The 18160-nt window shown below is 61.9% G+C and carries 15 protein-coding genes and 1 pseudogene; 2 read left to right on the top strand and 14 right to left on the bottom strand.

Annotated features, from left to right (window positions below):
- Positions 1–33 precede the first annotated feature (33 nt).
- From VIO10_RS05340 to VIO10_RS05315, 6 genes are all read right to left on the bottom strand, one after another.
- Positions 34–1530 carry an amidase gene (locus VIO10_RS05340; protein ID WP_349259226.1) on the bottom strand — a complete coding sequence of 499 codons (1497 nt, stop codon included), beginning with the start codon at positions 1528–1530 and terminating at the stop codon, positions 34–36.
- The gene (locus tag VIO10_RS05335; protein WP_331960467.1) at positions 1485–2558 is read right to left on the bottom strand and encodes a phosphotransferase; all 1074 of its coding nucleotides are present in this window, start codon (positions 2556–2558) and stop codon (positions 1485–1487) included. The genes VIO10_RS05340 and VIO10_RS05335 overlap by 46 nt, the downstream gene beginning before the upstream one ends.
- Positions 2558–2995, bottom strand: a complete 438-nt coding sequence (locus VIO10_RS05330) for a hypothetical protein (protein ID WP_331960464.1) — start codon at positions 2993–2995, stop codon at positions 2558–2560. The genes VIO10_RS05335 and VIO10_RS05330 overlap by 1 nt, the downstream gene beginning before the upstream one ends.
- Entirely contained in the window at positions 2992–3591 is a 600-nt protein-coding gene (locus VIO10_RS05325) for a hypothetical protein (RefSeq protein WP_331960461.1), read from the bottom strand. Before VIO10_RS05325 ends, VIO10_RS05330 begins: the two co-directional genes overlap by 4 nt.
- A 1789-nt stretch (positions 3592–5380) precedes the next feature.
- Complete coding sequence (locus VIO10_RS05320; protein WP_331960458.1) at positions 5381–5806, bottom strand: nitroreductase family deazaflavin-dependent oxidoreductase; 426 nt, start codon at positions 5804–5806, stop codon at positions 5381–5383.
- A 51-nt stretch (positions 5807–5857) separates the two neighbouring features.
- Positions 5858–6541 carry a class I SAM-dependent methyltransferase gene (locus VIO10_RS05315; RefSeq protein WP_331960455.1) on the bottom strand — a complete coding sequence of 228 codons (684 nt, stop codon included), beginning with the start codon at positions 6539–6541 and terminating at the stop codon, positions 5858–5860.
- Positions 6542–6730: 189 nt separating this feature from the next.
- On the opposite strand from VIO10_RS05315, the gene VIO10_RS05310 reads away from it, so the two are divergent.
- Positions 6731–10354, top strand: a complete 3624-nt coding sequence (locus VIO10_RS05310) for a choice-of-anchor D domain-containing protein (RefSeq protein WP_331960452.1) — start codon at positions 6731–6733, stop codon at positions 10352–10354.
- 68 nt (positions 10355–10422) lie between these two features.
- On the opposite strand, the gene VIO10_RS05305 is transcribed toward VIO10_RS05310, so the two are convergent.
- A complete protein-coding gene (locus VIO10_RS05305) occupies positions 10423–10905 on the bottom strand; it encodes a DUF2231 domain-containing protein (protein ID WP_331960450.1) in 483 nt (160 codons plus the stop codon).
- A gap of 18 nt (positions 10906–10923) precedes the next feature.
- Positions 10924–11298, bottom strand: a complete 375-nt coding sequence (locus VIO10_RS05300) for a hypothetical protein (protein WP_331960447.1) — start codon at positions 11296–11298, stop codon at positions 10924–10926.
- A gap of 73 nt (positions 11299–11371) precedes the next feature.
- On the opposite strand from VIO10_RS05300, the gene VIO10_RS05295 reads away from it, so the two are divergent.
- Positions 11372–11605 carry a hypothetical protein gene (locus VIO10_RS05295; RefSeq protein ID WP_331960444.1) on the top strand — a complete coding sequence of 78 codons (234 nt, stop codon included), beginning with the start codon at positions 11372–11374 and terminating at the stop codon, positions 11603–11605.
- Here VIO10_RS05295 and VIO10_RS05290 read toward each other — a convergent pair.
- From VIO10_RS05290 to VIO10_RS05265, 6 genes and pseudogenes are all read right to left on the bottom strand, one after another.
- On the bottom strand, positions 11602–12588 hold the full coding sequence (locus VIO10_RS05290; RefSeq protein WP_331960441.1) for a LysM peptidoglycan-binding domain-containing protein: 987 nt from the start codon (positions 12586–12588) through the stop codon (positions 11602–11604). The two genes, VIO10_RS05295 and VIO10_RS05290, sit on opposite strands and share 4 nt — an antisense overlap.
- Before the next feature lie 74 nt (positions 12589–12662).
- Positions 12663–13608, bottom strand: a pseudogene (locus VIO10_RS05285) (ROK family protein).
- A gap of 26 nt (positions 13609–13634) precedes the next feature.
- Positions 13635–14393 (bottom strand): TlyA family RNA methyltransferase, encoded by a 759-nt coding sequence (locus VIO10_RS05280; RefSeq protein WP_331960438.1) that lies wholly within the window; start codon positions 14391–14393, stop codon positions 13635–13637.
- Between the two features lie 37 nt (positions 14394–14430).
- The gene (locus tag VIO10_RS05275; protein WP_331960435.1) at positions 14431–14712 is read right to left on the bottom strand and encodes an exodeoxyribonuclease VII small subunit; all 282 of its coding nucleotides are present in this window, start codon (positions 14710–14712) and stop codon (positions 14431–14433) included.
- Positions 14713–14715: 3 nt separating this feature from the next.
- Complete coding sequence (gene xseA / locus VIO10_RS05270) at positions 14716–16071, bottom strand: exodeoxyribonuclease VII large subunit (RefSeq protein ID WP_331960432.1); 1356 nt, start codon at positions 16069–16071, stop codon at positions 14716–14718.
- Between the two features lie 194 nt (positions 16072–16265).
- On the bottom strand, positions 16266–17708 hold the full coding sequence (locus VIO10_RS05265) for a S41 family peptidase (protein ID WP_331960429.1): 1443 nt from the start codon (positions 17706–17708) through the stop codon (positions 16266–16268).
- Between the last annotated feature and the right edge of the window lie 452 nt (positions 17709–18160).

The following is an 18160-nucleotide window of genomic DNA, read 5'->3' as shown; positions in this document are numbered from 1 at the left end:
TCATGTGGCGATTCAGACCTGATAGCCACTTCGTTAGCTACTTAGTAATGGCGGCGGTCGCTTTTTCACCCAGTTGGCCGCCTGATCGTACGCATGCGCCAGTTGCATGCAGGCCAGCTCGGCGTGGTTCGGGCCCACAATCTGAATGCCCATCGGCAACCCGCGTTCGTTGAAGCCGGCCGGTGCGCCGAGCGCCGGGCAGCCCGACATCGAGATCGGAATCATCACTTCCATCCAGCGATGGTAAGTATCCATGGATGCGCCGCCGACCTCTTGGGGCCAATGTAGCGCCGCGTCAAACGGAAAGACCTGGCCGGCGGGCGCGATCATGAAATCATACTTCTCGAAGAATCCGCGCACCGCTTGATACCACGCCGTGCGCACCGTGAGCGCGTCCGCGATTTCCAACGCGCCGGCCTCGAGGCCGTTTTCGACCTCCCACTGCAGTTCGGGTTTCATCAGCGCGCGCCTGGCAGGATCGGCATAGGCCCCGTTGAGCATCGCTGCAATCTGCCACGCCCGAATCTTGCGCCAGCTATTCCACACCGGCTCCAGCGGATAGTCGGGTGTCGCGGGTTCCACCGTGCATCCGAGCGCCTCGAACACCTTGAGCGCGCCTTTGCAGAGATCGAGCACGCCTGATTCGAACGGGATGTGTCCGCCAAAGTCTCCGACCCATCCGATACGCGTCCCTTCGAAGTCGCGCCCGAGCGGCCCCGCAAACTCAGCCGGGTGCTGGCGAATCGAAAGCGGCGTGCGCGCGTCGTATCCGCCGATCACCGACAGAAACATCGCGAGGTCCGGCACCGTCCGCGCCATAGGGCCGTGCACCGAAATCGACGGCATAAAGACCTCGTTGAACGGCGATGGAACCCGGCCAAACGAAGTTCGCAATCCGAACACGTTGTTGAACGCGGCGGGATTTCGGAGCGAGCCGCCGTTATCGCTGCCGTCCGCGACTGGCACCATCCTGAGCGCGAGCGCGACGGCAGCGCCGCCGCTGCTACCGCCACACGTCTTCGATTGATCGTAGGCGTTGAGCGTAGTGCCAAAGACGGGATTGTAGGTTTGCGATCCCAATCCAAACTCCGGGACGTTTGTTTTTCCGATAATGATCCCGCCCGCAAGCCTGATTCGCTCGACCAGGATTGAGTCCGCAGGCGGAACAAAATTCTTGAGCAGCGGCGAGCCCATCGTGGTGCGGATGCCCCTGGTCGGCTCGAGATCCTTGATCGCATGCGGAAAGCCGTGCATCCAGCCAAGGTGCTCGCCGCGAGCCAGTTGCGCGTCGCGAATTCTGGCCTGGTCGAGCAGATCCTGCCGCGGCAAAAGCGAAACGATCGCGTTGACGCGCGGGTTCAGGCGATCGACCTGATCGAGATACGCGTTCATCACCTCGACGCAAGAGACCCGCTTCGACTTGATCGCGCTCGAAAGCGCGACCGCATCGAGTTTTATAATTTCCGCGATGTCCGACGCCTTGCTCACGATTTCGTTGTGTCGATCGCGCAAGTTTGCGCTACGTCCCATCCAATCTCGGCCATCAGCCTCGCCCTCGATCCACGCTCCGCCGCATTGGCGCCGCTTGCGTTGCCAAGTTTCGCGCGCATCGCAATTCCCTGTGCCATGGCGGCGGCACGAAAAAACGAGAACGCCACAAAGAACATCAGGTCGGGGACGCTGACCCGGCCAACGCGCCGGCAGTATGCGGCGACAAATTCTTCCTCGCTCGGAATTCCAGCCGCGCTCAGATCCATGCCTTGAAAACTCAACACGCCGTCGATGCCGGGCGGGCAATGGTAAGGACGCAAGGCCCACGCCAGGTCGCCCAGCGGATGCCCGAGCGTCGAGAGTTCCCAGTCCAGCACCGCGACCACGCGCGGCTCGACCGGATGGAAGACGATGTTCTCCATGCGATAGTCGCCGTGCGCGATCGTCGTCTCGTCAGCCGGGGGGATACGCCGCCCAAGCCATTCGATCAGGCGGTTCATCTCCGGGATCTCGCCGATTTTCGAGGCTTCGTACTGCTTGGACCAGCGCGCAACCTGGCGTGCGACGTACGCATCCGGCCGGCCGTAGTCGCCAAGTCCCACCGCGCGAAAGTCAACCTTGTGCAACCGCGCGAGCACGTCGTTCATCGAGTCGTAGCACGCCGCGCGCTCGTGCGCGCTCGACTCGGGCATCATCGGATCGCGCATGACGCGCCCCTCGACAAAGTCCATCACAAAGAATGCGGTGCCGATGACGCCGGCGTCCTCGCACAGCAGGTGCGCGCCCGGGACCGGCACCTCGGTTGCCGCCAGCGCCTTGATGATTCGAAATTCGCGCTCGACCTGATGGGCAGACTGGAGCAGGGTTCCCGGCGGTTTCTTGCGCATGACGAAACGCGCGTCCAGGGTTTCAAGCAGGTATGTGGGATTGGATTGCCCGCCGACGAACTGTCGAACCGCAAGCGGACCGCGAAAGTTTGGCACCCGCCCGCTCAGATAGTGTTCGAGACGGGCTTGGTCGAAACGATGACTCGCGCGGACCGCTGTGACGCCGTCTTCGATCGTCATTATTTCGCGCTCCCGATCTGAGGCTCTAGCACGCAGCTCTGGATCTCGGTCTGCGCCGCATCAGTGTCGACAGGATTGAGATGCGGCGTGGCAGTCAGGAGGCCCCATCCAAGTTCCTCTCTTATGTAGTAGGACCGCCGCTCGGTTTGGAATTCGACCTCGTCGGTGCCGGCGTCGGTCTGAATGCTGCAAACGATCTTCGCTCCGGCGGGAACGATGAACGCATGATAGCCGCCCGGACCGATCCGCGCCGTGTCCTCACCGCATGTAACCGCGGGGCGAAGCGCCGACGACCCGTAGCTGTAAGGCCGGTACACGTAAATCACCGCGTTGCCGGGGGCTGACGTGATTTTTTCAAACGGTTGTCCCTGCACGGCGCATCCGAATCCGACAGTGGCGACGACGCCGAGCAAAAGTACCAGCAGCCGGCGATTCATCGGCCAACGGCAGCAGTTGGAGATTTGCCGGCGCTGGCGACCGCATCCGCCAACCTGGCCTCATCGCTGTAGAGCTTTTGATCGATCCTATTCCTGACCGCGGCGCGCGCAGCGTCGTCCACCTGCTTGTGGGTGGGCTGCGAGTACATGCTGTACGATTTCGAGACGTGCTCCTTGGCGGTGTAGTCGCCGAGTATTGTGTCGCCGGCGCTGATCGACAAAGACGCAAACGCGGTCGTCCCGATATCGCCGAGTGGAGCACCGACCAGGTTGGCGGGATCCAGCGCGGAAACAATCAGCGGGACGTGATAGTCGTCGTGCGTCAATTCCTCGCGATAGGTGAACGTCACGGGTGAAGTGTTCGACAGGGACATCGCCACCGCGGGTGGAAGTTCAGCCGGGTCCCCGGCGATCAACCGGCCCTTGAATGGCAACGGATGCGCCGGCTGGTCGGTGACCTTGGGCGCGATTACAAGTTGCGAATCCGATAGGGACGCGCTTGCCGGTTGCGATTGCGATTGTTCCGGTTGCTGAGTGCCGCAGCCGAACGCGGCGGTCGCAGCAAAAAGCGCGGCGAGAGCAAGTGCATGTCTCATGACATCGCGGCGTCGTGAGCCGGGTGCTCGGGATTCACTGATTCAATCTCTCGCGACGCCATATAGCCATAGTATCAGAAAATTCCGGCCAAGCTTTACCGGGCATCACGAACGCGCCGCAGCATCCTGCTTGCGGCGCCTGCGCGGGCGGCGCGCAGCGGGAGGAAGGAGAAGAACTTAATTCTAGCGAAACCCACCGTGGGTTCCGCGCCTCCCTGGGCAGGGGCCAGCCCCTGCACCATAGCAAGGAGAAGAAAAGATCCGGGCTTCGCCCTGTGAGAAGGGGTCGTGAGGGACTTACCTCGCCCGCGCGCGCTGGATCGGTTCGGCGCGAGCCAGCGCGTGAGCCTTTGAAATGGTTGCGAGCGGTCGTCGCGAGGAGGGTCCACCTTCGACGCCTCGCCCCCTTCGGATCCCACAGATACAAGCACGGACGGTGCCGCTTCGATTCTCCAGTTGCAGCTGCCGAGTACCGCCGGTACCATCCCAGATGGCAGGTGGGGTGACTACTCGAGAGCGTGGCACTACGGCGGCGTATTTTGGGTTTCTGATATGCTTTATTTAGGGGGTAGTACCCCTCAGACTGGTTACATAGCCGAGATATTTCCTTAGAGCGCGGGCCTGAACAGCATGATGTCGATACAAGGCTCAAGGGAGAAGGAGCGACTGCTAATGAAGCTATTGGTCTTTGCGTTGTGGTTCATGTTTTGGGCCATGCAGTCCAGTTAGCATTCGCTCAAGGATCACCTGCCCCCGTCGCGAGTCCTTCTGCCGCGCCAGATCCCTTCACGGGAGGCATCGCACCTGCTGCCGATCCGTTCGCGGAAGCCTACCATCCGCCGTATCTTGGAGTCTGCCTTACGCCTGGACCAAGATACGATTTCTCTGATCCAAATTGCTCCTGGGGTCCCGCTCCGCCACCACCCCAGACGGATCTTAACATTAGCTCGTCCGCAACCGAATGCGCGCAATTGTATGGCAAAAGCGCGGTCGTGGACCCTTCAGTCCCAACCACATTCAAGTTCAACCTCCCGCAACAGGAGCTCCAAGGCCCTGATTGGTGCTGGGCCTTTGAGGCGCAGCTCATGGCCGCTGGGTACGCCCCGGTCCAGGATCTAAACGATCCGACTCTGATTAGGATCGTGCCTATAGCTCAGGCTACTACGAACTAGCGAGATCGGGTGGAGTGGCTGCGCGGTGTGGGGTCCAGATCGTCATGAATCGTACGGAAGGGCGATAGTAATGAAGCGTTCACTGAAGGCACTTCTCTTCTTCTGGTCCTTCATGCTGACCTCCGGAGTGTCTGCCTGGTCAGGAAATTTCGCTGTGTTACCGAGTACCGATGGCGAAATCAGGGTCACTCCGTTGGTTTTGAAACCCTTCCGAAGAGCTTTGGGGAGTTGCGATGTAAACTGCATGCGTAAGGTCGAGTTGTACTTCCATGAGATCGACCGATCTGAGGATGGTACGCTGAGCATCCAAGTTAATTCAGTAGACTGTGCGACCACACTCGGTGAGCCTTGCCAGCCCCCGTTCGCGGATTTCAGTCCGGAGCCCGTCACAGGCACAGGAAAAAAGGTCCATACTCACCTGGAACTGCTGCCAGACCCGTGCTTTTCTTATACGCTAAACGTTACGTGCGGCAAAGAAGGGGCTACAGAGACAGTGAGTGTGGAGGTGACTACGCGCCTACCTGAAGGAGCGTCATGCACCGAGTAGAAATGGCCGCGTAAGCGCTCCAACGTCCTGCTTGACCCATCGAGCAAATCGACACTAGCGCGCCATCTCATCACGCCGGCACGAGTTCCACGAGCGGAATATCGCGCGAGGTCTTTTGCTGGTAGTCGTTGTAGGTCGGGTAGATGGCGACGAGCTTGGGCCAGGTCTCTTTCTTTTCCTCTGCCGTAAGCGTCCGTGCCCGGTAAGTGCCGCGCGACGAGCCAATCTCCACCTTTACTTCGGGATTCGCCACCAGATTCAGGTACCATGCGGGCGGCTGGTCATTTCCGCCGTACGACGCAACGATGTAAACGCGTTCGTCTTGTTGGTAGTAAAAGAGCGGCTTAGAGATTTCCCGGCCGGTTTTCCGGCCGCGAGTCGTCAGGATCAACGTATTGCGATTGAGCGGAGTTGCGCCACCCCACATCCGGTAGAAACGCAAATGCATCCAGCTTAGCCATCGCACTAACTCGCGCGTCACGGGATCGATCTTCACGGCACACCTCGACTGGTTATTGTAATCGTCCAATCCATTGCTGACCTGGCCCTATCTTCGTCCAGCGACGACGCCGCTGGCGATATAGACGGTGCCGCCGAGCAGCTGCTCCACCTCGAGCTCCGACACCAGCGGCTCGAGATGGCTCCAGGGACGCGCGAGGCCCTCGCGCGTGCTCGTCGATCGCATCGCGGCGTTCCACACCAAGAGATTCAGCGGCATCGCCAGGATAGGCGCCCACTTGAGTCCGGCCGCGACGATCCGCCCGCCCGGCTTGAGATGGCGGCATACGTTGGCGAGCGCGTTGGGCGTGCGCATTATGTCGTGCGTGAAATGAAACAACGCCGCGTCGGCCGCCAGCGGTATAGCGGCTTCCTCGACCGAGGCCGAGACCAGCGCGACGTTCTTCCAGCCGTTCTCAGCCGCCCGCGTGCGCGCCCGCCCGAGCATCTCAGGGCTCTGCTCGATTCCGACGATCGAGCCTTCGGGGCCGACCAGGCCTTCCAGCGCCGTAAAACTCAGCCCGGTGCCGCAGCCGACATCCAAAACCCGGTTGCCATTTTTCAGACGGAGCAGATTGATGACGCGTTGCCGCACGGGCTCGAACAATGCGAGCTCGAGATCGTAGATGCGGGCGCGCGAGCGATATTGGCGCAGCGCGGTGGATCGGTTCGGCGCGAGCCAGCGCGTGAGCCTTTGAAATGGTTGCGAGCGGTCGTCGCGAGGAGGGTCCACCTTCGATGCCTCGCATTACCGAGTATCACGAAACTGCCCCAACATCGTGCTTGTAGTCGATCGAGCGAATCGACACCAGCGTGCCGTTTTGCTACCTAAAACAACTCGTTCGTACAGGTCGCGTGGTTATATGCTGCGTATTACAAAATGGCGCAGTCCTTGCAAGCATTGATGCGGCGGATTGAGTCTATGAGCAAGCGGATATGGGTCTTCGCGATCACCCTGGCGATCGGTGGGTTGGCTGTGGGCATCATCCCGATCTCAGTGCGGGCGCTTTCCGGCGCAACGTCCGCGCCAGCTCAGATTACGGACCCGGTTAACGACAATGACGTTATCTCGATCCCGGGCAATATCCGTCCCGAGGCGACGGCCGCCAATGATCGCGGGCGCGTGCCCGACGATTTTCCGCTTGACCATCTGATCGTTCTGCTGCGGCCCTCGCCACAACGGGAGCGCGCACTGGAGCAATTGCTCGGCGAGCTCGAAGATCCAAATTCGCCAAACTACCACCGTTGGCTGACCGCGGATGAGTTTGGACAGCGTTTCGGCGCAACCCCGCGGGACATCGACACGATCGCCGGATGGCTTCGAGCGCACGGGTTCCGAGTGAATTACATTTATCCGAGCGCAATGCTGATCGATTTTTCGGGGACTGCGGGATCGATACGCGACGCCTTCCACACCGAGATTCATTCGCTGTCGGTAAACGGCCAAAGCCATTTCGCCAATATGAGCGATCCCGGCATACCGGCCGCGCTCTCGCCGGCGCTGGCGGGAGTGGTATCGCTCAATGATTTCCGGCCGCACCCGATGTATCAGCGGCGCGCGGACTACACGACCGGCAGCGGTGATCATCTGGTGGTGCCCGCTGACCTTGCCACCATCTATGACTTCAATCCGCTATTCGCCGCGGGATATACAGGCAAGGGACAGACGATCGTAACGGTCGAGGACACCAATCTTTTCACTACCACAGACTGGACGACGTTCCGCAGCGTGCTGGGCCTTAGCGCATTTACCTTCGGCTCCCTGACGCAGGTTCATCCGGCGGGCACCGGAGGCACCTGCACTAATCCGGGAGTCAACGGCGATGATGGCGAAGCGGCAATCGATGTGGAGTGGGCCAGCGCGGCGGCGCCCAACGCGGCGATTGAGCTGGCATCGTGCGCGGACACGAGCACAAACTTCGGCGGATTCATCGCGCTGGCTAATCTGCTCAGCGAATCCGGCACCCCGCCTGCGATTGTGAGCATCAGCTACGGAGAGGCCGAGGCGCAGCTGGGCGCAACCACCAACGCCTACATCAATTCCCTCTATAGGCAGGCGGTGGCCGAGAGCGTCTCCGTATTCGTGTCGTCGGGCGATGAGGGCGCGGCAAGCGCTGACGCGGGCGCATCGGTGGCGACACACGGCATAGCAGTGAGCGGATTCACCTCGACGCCGTACAACGTGTCGGTGGGCGGCACCGATTTCGGCGACACTTACGCGGGTACGGTAAGTAGCTATTGGGGATCGACGAACAGTTCTACAGATGGATCGGCGCTGTCCTATGTTCCGGAAATTCCCTGGAATGACTCGTGCGCCGGTGAATTGCTCTCCTCGTTTGAAGGCTATCCCTCGCCGTTCGGAACCCTTGGATTCTGCAACAGCACGCCGGGAAAGTCATTTCTAACGACAGTGTCGGGAAGCGGAGGACCGAGCGGCTGCGCTGCGGGAACGCCATCCACCAGCGGTGTCGTGAGCGGAAGCTGCGCCGGTTATAGCAAGCCCCCGTGGCAATCGATTTTTGGCAATCCCGCCGATGGAGTGAGAGACATTCCCGACGTCTCACTGTTCGCCGCCAACGGATTGTGGGGACACTACTACGTAGTCTGCTATTCAGATACGAGCAATGGCGGCGTGTCGTGCTCGGGAGCTCCTGATACCTGGGCCGGATACGGTGGAACGTCAGTTTCCGCGCCGATAATGGCGGGAGTTCAGGCGCTCATCAATCAGCGTACCGGCAGCCGCCAGGGAAACCCCAATCCAACTTACTATTCGCTCGCTGCGGCAGAGTACGGCGCCAGCGGCAATTCGGCCTGCAATTCGAGCTTGGGGAACGCCGTCAATCCATCGTGCATCTTTTATGACGTCACGCTCGGCGACATGGATGTCGATTGCACGGGCACCCATAACTGCTACACGCCGTCGGGCAAATACGGAGGCCTATCAACTTCCAATTCCGCGCTTCAGGCTGCCTATGCGGCCGGGGCCGGCTGGGACTTTGCGACCGGGATCGGCACCGTCAATGCGAATAACCTGGTGATGGCATTTGGATCGCCGGCAGTCACCCCAACCCCGACAGCCACGCCGACCGCCACGGCGACCTCGACGCACACCGCGACAGCTACCGCCACCGCGACGCAAACAGCAACGCCTACAGTGACGGCTACTCAGACCGCAACTGCCACGGCCTCGCCGACCGTCACGGCCACGGCCTCGCCGACCGGCACTGCGACGCAAACCGCAACGCCAACAGTGACGGCCACTCAGACCGCGACTGCAACCGCAACGGCGACCTCGACGCGCACGGCGACAGCTACCGTCACTGCGACGCAAACAGCAACGCCTACAGTGACGGCTACTCAGACCGCGACTGCAACCGCAACGCCAACAGTAACACCGACCGCAACCTCGACTGCCACGGCCACCGCGACAGCAACACCGACTAAGACTGCGACGCAAACCGTAACGCCAACAGTGACGGCCACTCAGACCGCGACTGCAACCTCGACTGCCACGGCCACCGCGACCGCGACGCCAACAGTGACGGCAACACGGACGGCGACAGCCACGCCGACGGCGACGCCGACTACCTCCATGACGGTGACTGCTTCGCTCGCATTCGGCAACGTTGCTGTTGGCCAGGCGGTCACGAAGAATCTGAAGGTTGCCAACACCGGCAAGACCAACCCGCTGATCATCTCAGGCGCGACATCGTCCGACCCGGCTGAATATGCCCTAAGCGGCACAGGGACATGCGGTGCGATTCCCGTGACGGTCGCGCCCAAGAAGTCGTGCACGCTCGGGGTCGCATTCACGCCAAGCGCAACCGGCACGCACAGCGCAACGCTGACAGTCAACGACAACACCGCCAGTAGCCCACAGCACGTGGCGCTCAGCGGCACCGGCATTGTCGATCTGACGACCTCGACGACCAGCTTGGTATTCGGCAGCATGAAGTTCGGCGCCAAGGCGGCGAAGTCCTTCAGCTTGACCAATCATCAGACCCAGCCGGTGACGCTGAGCGAAAACTTTGGCGGGACCAACGCCACCGACTTCTCGATTACCGGCGGCACCTGCACGGCGAAGCTTCCCGCCAACGCGGTTTGCACGATCACCGTGACCTTCACGCCCGGCGCTCTGGGGACGGAATCGGCGACGCTGTCGGTCGCTGACAGTCCCGATCCGCTCAGTCCTTACACGGTTGCGCTCAGCACCGGCCCGACGATCCCGGCGACGGTCACGCCGATCACGCTTGCATATGGCAGGTTGACGGCCAGGACATCGCCGAAGACCAGGACGGTGACGGTCACCAACCTGTCGAAATTACCGCTGCCCGTGAGCGAGAGTTTCAACGGGACGAACGCGGGCGACTTCGCAGTAACAGGCGGCACGTGCGGGGCAACGGCGGCAGCAAATTCATCGTGCACGATAGCGGTGACGTTTAAACCCACGGGCGGCGGATCGTCAAGGAGAGCCAGCATGACGGTGAACGTCGGCAGCGATCCGAGCGCCTCGCATAACGTCAGGCTCTCGGGGACCGGCTCCTGAGCGGCAGGATGCAGGGGCTTGCAGTGGCGTCTTTTTGAAGACTCGCGCAGACTTGGCGCGAAACTCTTCTACTTACCGAACTCGATCGGCTGCGGACAGGCCGAGCCGCCCGCGTTGTAGCCGTAAACCATCTCGCCGCCGATGTCCGCGCCCGCCGCTATCAACCCCATGACTGCGATCAGGCCGGCGAGAAACAGGTACCGTCCCCGCGCCGGCATCGGCCGCGTCGCGAGCGCCCACACCGTCAGCACGCCCGTCACCGCCGACGCCGCGACCATCAGATGCTTATGATTGCGCAGCAGTTCGTGGCGGACCGATACCGAGACCATCAGGCCGGGAGCCGCATAGAGACCGCTGGCAACCGCCGCCGCCGCGCCAAGCGCGCCCAGCATCAGCATCCAGAGCGCCGCCCACTTAAGCCCATCGCTCGCGCTAATCGACGCGAGGAAATAAAGGAGCGCCGCGCCATAGAGAAACGCGATCGGAAAATGCACCAGGAGGGGATGGATATTCTGCAGGTGCGATGCGCCCGGCAGAATGCGCTCCAACACGACGAGGTTTGCCCGCGGCTACTTCACTGACTCGACGACAATGTATTCCGTGCCGTTCTTGTTGTATTCCTTGCCCGTCACCGTCACCTGGTCTTCCATGTGCTTGATAACGCTTTCGGGAAGCGGCGACCCTTCCTTGTTCGGCAACACGATGTAGGATTTCTCGGTTCCTTTTTCGATAAGTATCACCGGAACTCCCTTGGATACGCATTTGATCGCGCACGCCTTGTGGCCCGCGCCCTTCGCGCCCATCGTGGTGTAGCAGTACGCGTCTTCGAGATTGCCGGTGACCGATATCGCGCTGCCGTCGGCCGCCAGCACCACGCCAGCCGGTCCAATCGCAACAACGAAAACGAGTCCAAGACCGAAACCGAAATTCGCCAGTCGATTCATGGTTAACCCCTGAAAAACCCGAAAATGATCAAGTGATCAACGCGCGGCGGCGTGAAGCGCGCAATGCGCTCCCATGCCGTGGCTGCCGCCGGTGCAACACGACGCGCTCGGGCAGCATGACTCCTTCTTTTGGCAACATTCGGGCGTATCCGACGCACGCGTGCCGGTCGCGGAGGAAATTCCAAATGGCGCGACCATCACGGTTGCCAACAAAGCCATGAGCGCGAGTTTCTTCATGATGAAATTCTCCCCGATATTCCAACCGACGGCAAGCCCGGGCTTCACAATCGACGAAATGCAAGCCTAGCGGCGATACGAGCGGGCTTCAACCGTCGAGCTGACATCGCCGCCACCGAACATCTCGCGCCATCCCTTGCGGCGCGGCGCCCCGGGCAATCGCGCACCCAAGCGCTGCAGGTGCAGCTCGAGAATCTGCTTGAGTTCCTCGTTGAGCCGTTCGATTTCGATTTCCTCGGGCATCTTGGGCCGCGGCTGCCCTTCGGTAATTCCGCCGCGGCGCCGGCCGTAGAGCTGCTGCAAGCGCAACTCCGCCTTCGCGAACATCGCTTTGTACTTATAGTCGAGCCGGCTGAGTGCGTCGGTCATCGCGGCCAGCGCCACAAACCGGCGCCGCATCCGCCACCATTCGAACAGCGTCAGCAATATCGCACCGAGCATGAGCAGCGCAAAGAATCCCAGGCTGACGGCGGTTGCACGCCACCACGGCAGCAACTTGTTGCCAAGTTGCAAGTCCTGATTGTCGCCGGTCAGTTCCTGGACTTGCGCCTGGAGCGATTTGACCTGCTCCTGCGCCGAATCGGCCTTCTGCTCCGCCGTTTGCTGCTGTGCGCTCAGCGCCTCGACCTGTCCCTTGAGCGTATTAACCTCGGTGGTGAAAGGATGCGGAACCTTCAACACCTCGTCCACCTGCAGTTCGTCGTCAGGATGAATCCGGTTGGCGTGGGCGAGCTCATCGGCGGTGATCCCGAACATCTGCGCAATTGCGCCGATCGAATCGCCGGGGCGAACCGTGTAAGGGATGATGTTCGCGGGATGATCCGGCTTGGCGATGGGTCTTGGCGCCGGCTGATCCGCGGGCTGTTCCGTGTCGCGAGCCTCAGACGGTTCGGCCTCGCTCGGTGGACGCACGACTCGCGAGGGCGGCGCAGAGGGCGGAATCGTACTCTCGTTGAAATCGGATTGAGCGAACGCAAGTCCGCCGCCGACAACGATTAACGTCGCCGCGAGGGCCAGTCCGGATAAAGTTGAGCTGAACCGTCGCGCGCTCATAATGCACCCTTTGCCTGCCAACCCATTCCAGTATCCATCAGATTCCGGCGAGGGTCTAGGATGTGGCAAACATGCTACGAGCGCGCCGGTGGATGCAGCGCCGCGTAGGCAGCCCCCACCACACCGCCTCGCGGACCCAGCGCCGCACGCACGATCTTCGCCTGCGATGCGATCGCCGTGAAGGCCCGCTCATGCACCTGCGTCATCATCGCTTTGCGCATGTATGACAGCGCGCCGGCGACGCCACCCCCGATCACGACCAGCTCGGGATTGAAGATATTTAGAAAAGACGCAATCGCGATTCCGAGGTGATAGCCCGCCGTGGCGAACGCCTCGAGCGCGATTGCGTCGCCGCGGCGAGCCTGGGCCGACAGTCCGCGCACCGAGAAATTTCCCTCCGAATCAACGATTTGCGCCGGCAACGGCGCACCCGGCGACTGTCCCAGCCGCTGTTCGACCAGGCCGCGCAGCCCCGACGCCGATGCGTATGACTCCAGGCATCCGTTCGCTCCGCAGTCGCATCGCGGACCGTCCGGATCGACCGTGACATGCCCCAATTCGCCCGCCATCCCGCTTCGTCCGTGAACCAGTTTGCCGCCGACGATCAGTCCGCCGCCGACTCCGGTGCCGAGCGTCAGCAGCACGACGTCGCGCCGCCCGCGCGCCGCGCCAGTACTCGCCGAGCGCCCACGCGTTGGCGTCGTTCTCGACGATCACGTGGCGGCCGATCAGCGCTTCGAGCTTGCGCCGCAGCGGGTATCCGTGCCATGCGGCGACGTGCGGCGCCTGCATTACGGTTCCCGAGTGCACGTTTAGCGGTCCCGGCACCGCGACTCCGATCGCTCGCGGCGATCCAAGTCCGCGCCGGCGCGCGGTGTCCAGCAGATGAGTTAGTTGCGCGGCGATATTTTCGGCGACGGCTGCGGCCTGGCGCGACGCATGCGACGGCCCATGTTCCATCAGAATCACATCGCCGCCGCTGGCAGACACGGCTGCGCACCGGATATTGGTGCCACCCATATCCAATCCGACCGCCCATGCGCGCGTCATTTTCCAGATTCGCCCGGGAATTTCATCAGCGCGAGATGTTCGCGATTTCCGGCCCTGCCTTCAATCGGCGATTCGATTGTGCCGACCACATCGAGGCCGATACTCTCCGCGAACTCGACGATCCCCGCGACCGCTTCGCGCCGGAGTTTTTCGTCCCTGACGATTCCACCCTTGCCGACCTTGCCCTTGCCGACTTCGAACTGCGGCTTGATCAGCGCGACTATTTCAGCGCGCGGCGCGACCAGCGCCAGCACCGACGGAATCACCAGCCGCAGTGAGATAAAACTGGTGTCGATCGTCACCAACTCGGGCGCGTGGGGCAAGTCGTCGGGCGAGGCGAGCCGGATATTCATGCGGTCAAGCACGGTGACGCGCGGATCCTCGCGCAGCTTCAGCGCCAGCTGCCCGTAGCCGACGTCCATCGCGATCACGGCCTTGGCGCCGCGGCGCAGCAGCACGTCGGTGAAGCCGCCGGTCGATGCGCCCACGTCCAGCGCGAGCTTGCCCTCAACCGAGATGCCGAAATGCTCGAGCGCGGCGATCAGCTTGTACGCTCCGCGCGAAACGAACTGCGGCGCACCCGCCATCAGCGCGATGGGAGTTTCAGAATCGACCTTGAGGTCGGCTTTGTAGGCCGGCCGCGAGTTGACGCGCACGCGTCCGGCCATTATCAGGCGCTGGGCGATTTCGCGGCTGTCGGCCAGACCGCGGCGCGCCATTTCGGCGTCGAGCCTGAAGCGGACCAACGGCGCCACCGAGCGCCGCGGCTTGGGCTTGGTGCCTGGACCATTGCTAGAAGGGTGTTTCGTCGTCGTCCTTTGCGCCGGCGTGGTGCTCGTCCTCAGACGATGCTTCAAAGGGCGCCGTGCGCAGTTCGCCGCCGGCGCTCCGCGTTAGCAGTTCGACCTTGCGCTCGACTTCGTCGAGTTTCCCATTGAGCGCCTTCACCAGCATGACGCCGCGTTCGAAGGCTCCGATCGATTCTTCCAGCGTAAGCTCACCCGAATCGATCTGATTGACGATCGTTTCAAGATCCTTGAGCTCGTCCTCGAATTTTTTCGTCTTCGTGGCCATCGTCTAGATTGCGCGGGCGATCGCGCGCGCGCCGAGCCGTCCCCTGGCCAGCCTGATATCGAGCTCGTCGCCCGGCTTCACCATGGCCGCGTCGAGCACTGCGCGCGAATTGGTCTTGTTGATCACCACGGCGTAGCCGCGGTCGAGAACTTTCAGCGGCGACAAAGCGTCGAGCCGGCCCGCCAGCGCGCCGAGCTGGCGCCGCCTGCCTTCGAGCGCCGACAGCGTGCCGTGAACAAGGCTGTTGCCGAGCCGCGAGGTCGCAAGGCGCATCTCGCGCACCATCGCATCGGGACTGCGAAGACGCAGCCGCAATTCGCGGATGGTGCGCCGGCGCTCCGCGATTCGCGAAGACACCGCGTCCGCCAGTTCGCCCTCGATCCCGGCCAGGCGTTCGCGCGCCTCGGCGATAGCGACGCCGGGATGACGTATCCGCGCCGCCAGATCGTCGATCGATTCGCGCCGGCCCGACAGTTCCCGTTGCATCACGCTTGCAAGCGACGCGCCCAGCGATGCGACGCGTTCGGTCAACTCGACGAGGCTGGGCACCACCATCTGCGCGGCGGCGGTGGGAGTAGGCGCGCGCAGGTCGGCGACGAAATCGGCGATCGTATAGTCCACTTCGTGGCCGACGGCGGAAATTACCGGAATCGCCGACCGGAAAATCGCCCGCGCGACGATCTCTTCGTTGAACGCCCACAAATCTTCGAGCGAGCCACCGCCGCGTCCAACGATCAGCACCTCGGCGCGGCCGTCGCGATTGAGATCGGCGATCGCATCCGCGATCTCCTGAGCCGAGCCGTCGCCCTGCACCTTCGCCGGCCTGAAAATCACTTGCAGCTTCGGGAATCGATCGAACAAGATGCGCAACATGTCGCGCAGTCCCGCCCCGCCGCGCGCCGTCACGATTCCGATCCTGCGCGGCAGGTACGGCATCGCGCGTTTGCGCGCCCGATCGAACAGTCCTTCGGCCTCGAGCCGGCGCTTCAACTGCTCGAACGCGGCCTGCAGCGCGCCGACGCCGCGCGGCTCCATTTCCTCGGCGTAAAGCTGCAACGCGCCGCGCTGTTCGAAGATTTGCACCCGTCCGCGAACAATCACTTCCATCCCGTCGACGGCTTTGAACCGCATCCGGTTGAACGCCGACTTGAACATCACGACGTTGATCGCGCTGCGGGAGTCCTTGAGCGTGAAGTAAAAGTGATTCGACGGCGCCAGCCGCGCGTTCGAGATCTCGCCGACCACCCAGTGCTCGCCGAGCTTGGCGTCGAGCGCGTCGCGCACCATCCGCACCAGATCCGATACGCTGATCAGGCCCGAGCGATTGCCGCGGATCGAAAGATCGAGCTGCCCACCCATGGTCGTTCAGCTTATCAGAATGAGTTGCCAGATACCTATATGGCGCATTAGAAGAGCTTTTCGACGGCTGTTCTGGGTAAGCTCCAGCTGCCAACGGCCGTCGGCAACAACGACAGGCGCCCGCGTGAAAAAAAACGCGCCGGACATCATGATGCCCGGCGCGTTGCGATCAATTCCATTTCTATTGCCGTCGTCTAGTCGCCCTTCGACTTCGCGCTGTCGCTCTGAGCGGTGGATACCGCCGGCTGCGACTCGCCCTTGGCAAGCTGGAGCTTGAACGTGTTCCAATGCTTGAGGATGTCGATCGCGCGATCGAGCTGCACGTCCTTTTCCGCTTTGGCCTTGGCGCCCTTCGCGCCTGGCCCCTTGCCGCCCTTTTCGCTCCCGGCGCCAGGCGCCGCGCTCTCGCCGGTCGCCGGATTCTTGTCATTCTTCTTCTGCCCGTTCTGGAAATGATGGGGCAAATCAGACTCGTGGATTTCCGGATTTTCGTCGAACTCGGCGCCCTCCTGCGTTAGCGATGCGATCGTTTCCTTGGGCGGCTCGACATCGATGTCGGGTGTGATTCCCACCGCCTGGATCGAGCGGCCGGTGGGAGTGTAGTAGCGCGCCGTGGTCAGCCGCAGCGCGGAATGGTCGTCGAGCGGCAGAATCGTTTGCACCGAGCCTTTGCCGAAAGTCTGGGTGCCGAGAATGACGGCGCGCTTCTGATCCTGCAAAGCGCCGGCGACGATTTCGCTGGCGCTCGCGCTACCGCCGTTGACCAGCACCACCATCGGATAGTCATCGAAATCCTTCTTCTTGTGCGAGAAGTATTTCTGCTGCTGATTTTCCTCGCGGCCCTGCGTGTAAACGATCAGCCCGCCGTCGAGAAAATCGTCCGAAACCTTCACCGCCTGGTTCAGCAATCCGCCCGGATTGTCGCGCAGGTCGAACACAATTCCCTTGAGCTTGCCGTGCTCCTTCGCTTCGAACCCGTCAATCGCCTTCTCGACGCCCTCGCCCGTGTTCTCCTGGAAGGTGGTGACGCGGATGAAGCCGTAGCCGCCGTCAAGCATCTTCGACTTGACCGACTGAATCTTGATCACGTCGCGCGCGAGCGACACCGTAAACAGCTCGGGCACGCCGTTGCGATGAAGCGTCAGCCTGATCTTGCTGCCCTTGGGCCCGCGCATCCGCTTGACCGCCTCGGTCAGCGACATGTCCTTGGTGAAGTCGTCGTCGATCTTGATGATCTGGTCGCCGGCCTTGATTCCGGCGCGATACGCCGGCGTGTCCTCGATCGGCGCAACTACGGTGAGCGCGCCATTCTTGATGGTTATTTCGATTCCGAGTCCGCCGAAGCTGCCGCGCGTCTCGACTTCGAGGTCGCGGTACAGGTCGGGCGTCAGGTAGGCGCTATGCGGGTCGAGCGACGCCAGCATCCCGCTGATTGCGCCGTCGATCAGCTTTTTGGTCGAGACCGGTTCGACGTAGTTTTTCTGCACGATCGCCAGCACGCTCGCGAACGTGTCGAGCTCCTGGTAGGTGTCGTTCGAGAGCGCCTGGGCTCTGCGCACGGCGACCTCCTGCAGGACAAGGAAACAGGCGACCAGAGAGACCGCCAGCGTGATCGACCATCGATGTCTTTTGATCATTGACATTTATTCAGTGTCGCTTGGGACTCGAGATTATGAGTTTAAATATTTAAGCAGATGGCGCGCTCTAATGCATACGGCTGCGACGCCCCCCCCTCGTTACCGTAAATAATAGCAGATTTATCGCCCCGATCCTGCCCGCCGCGCGCCAGTTTTTGCGCCGCACCTCGATTGACGATCAGATGTGAAACCCACCGTGGGTTTCACACTTCCTTGGGCACGGGTGACCCCTGCACCCGGTATTAAGAATACGTGAAAATCTGCGCGGCGCATCTTTTCGCGACTACGCGATGGTAGAGCCGCGGGCGCGCGGTTTCTTAATACTGGCCAGCCGTGCCAACGGCCAGGGGTGACCCCTGCACGCGACGGTAAGAAAGATGTGGGACTTCGTCCCTGTTAGGAGTTTTTTTGTGTCATCCCGAGCGAAGCCGATGGACCCCGAATCCTTGCCC

It is taken from the genome of Candidatus Binatus sp. (genome assembly GCF_036567905.1).
Lineage (GTDB): Bacteria > Desulfobacterota > Binatia > Binatales > Binataceae > Binatus.
The sequence above is the reverse complement of the archived record's forward strand: the minus strand, read 5'-3'. Positions and strand labels throughout refer to the sequence as shown.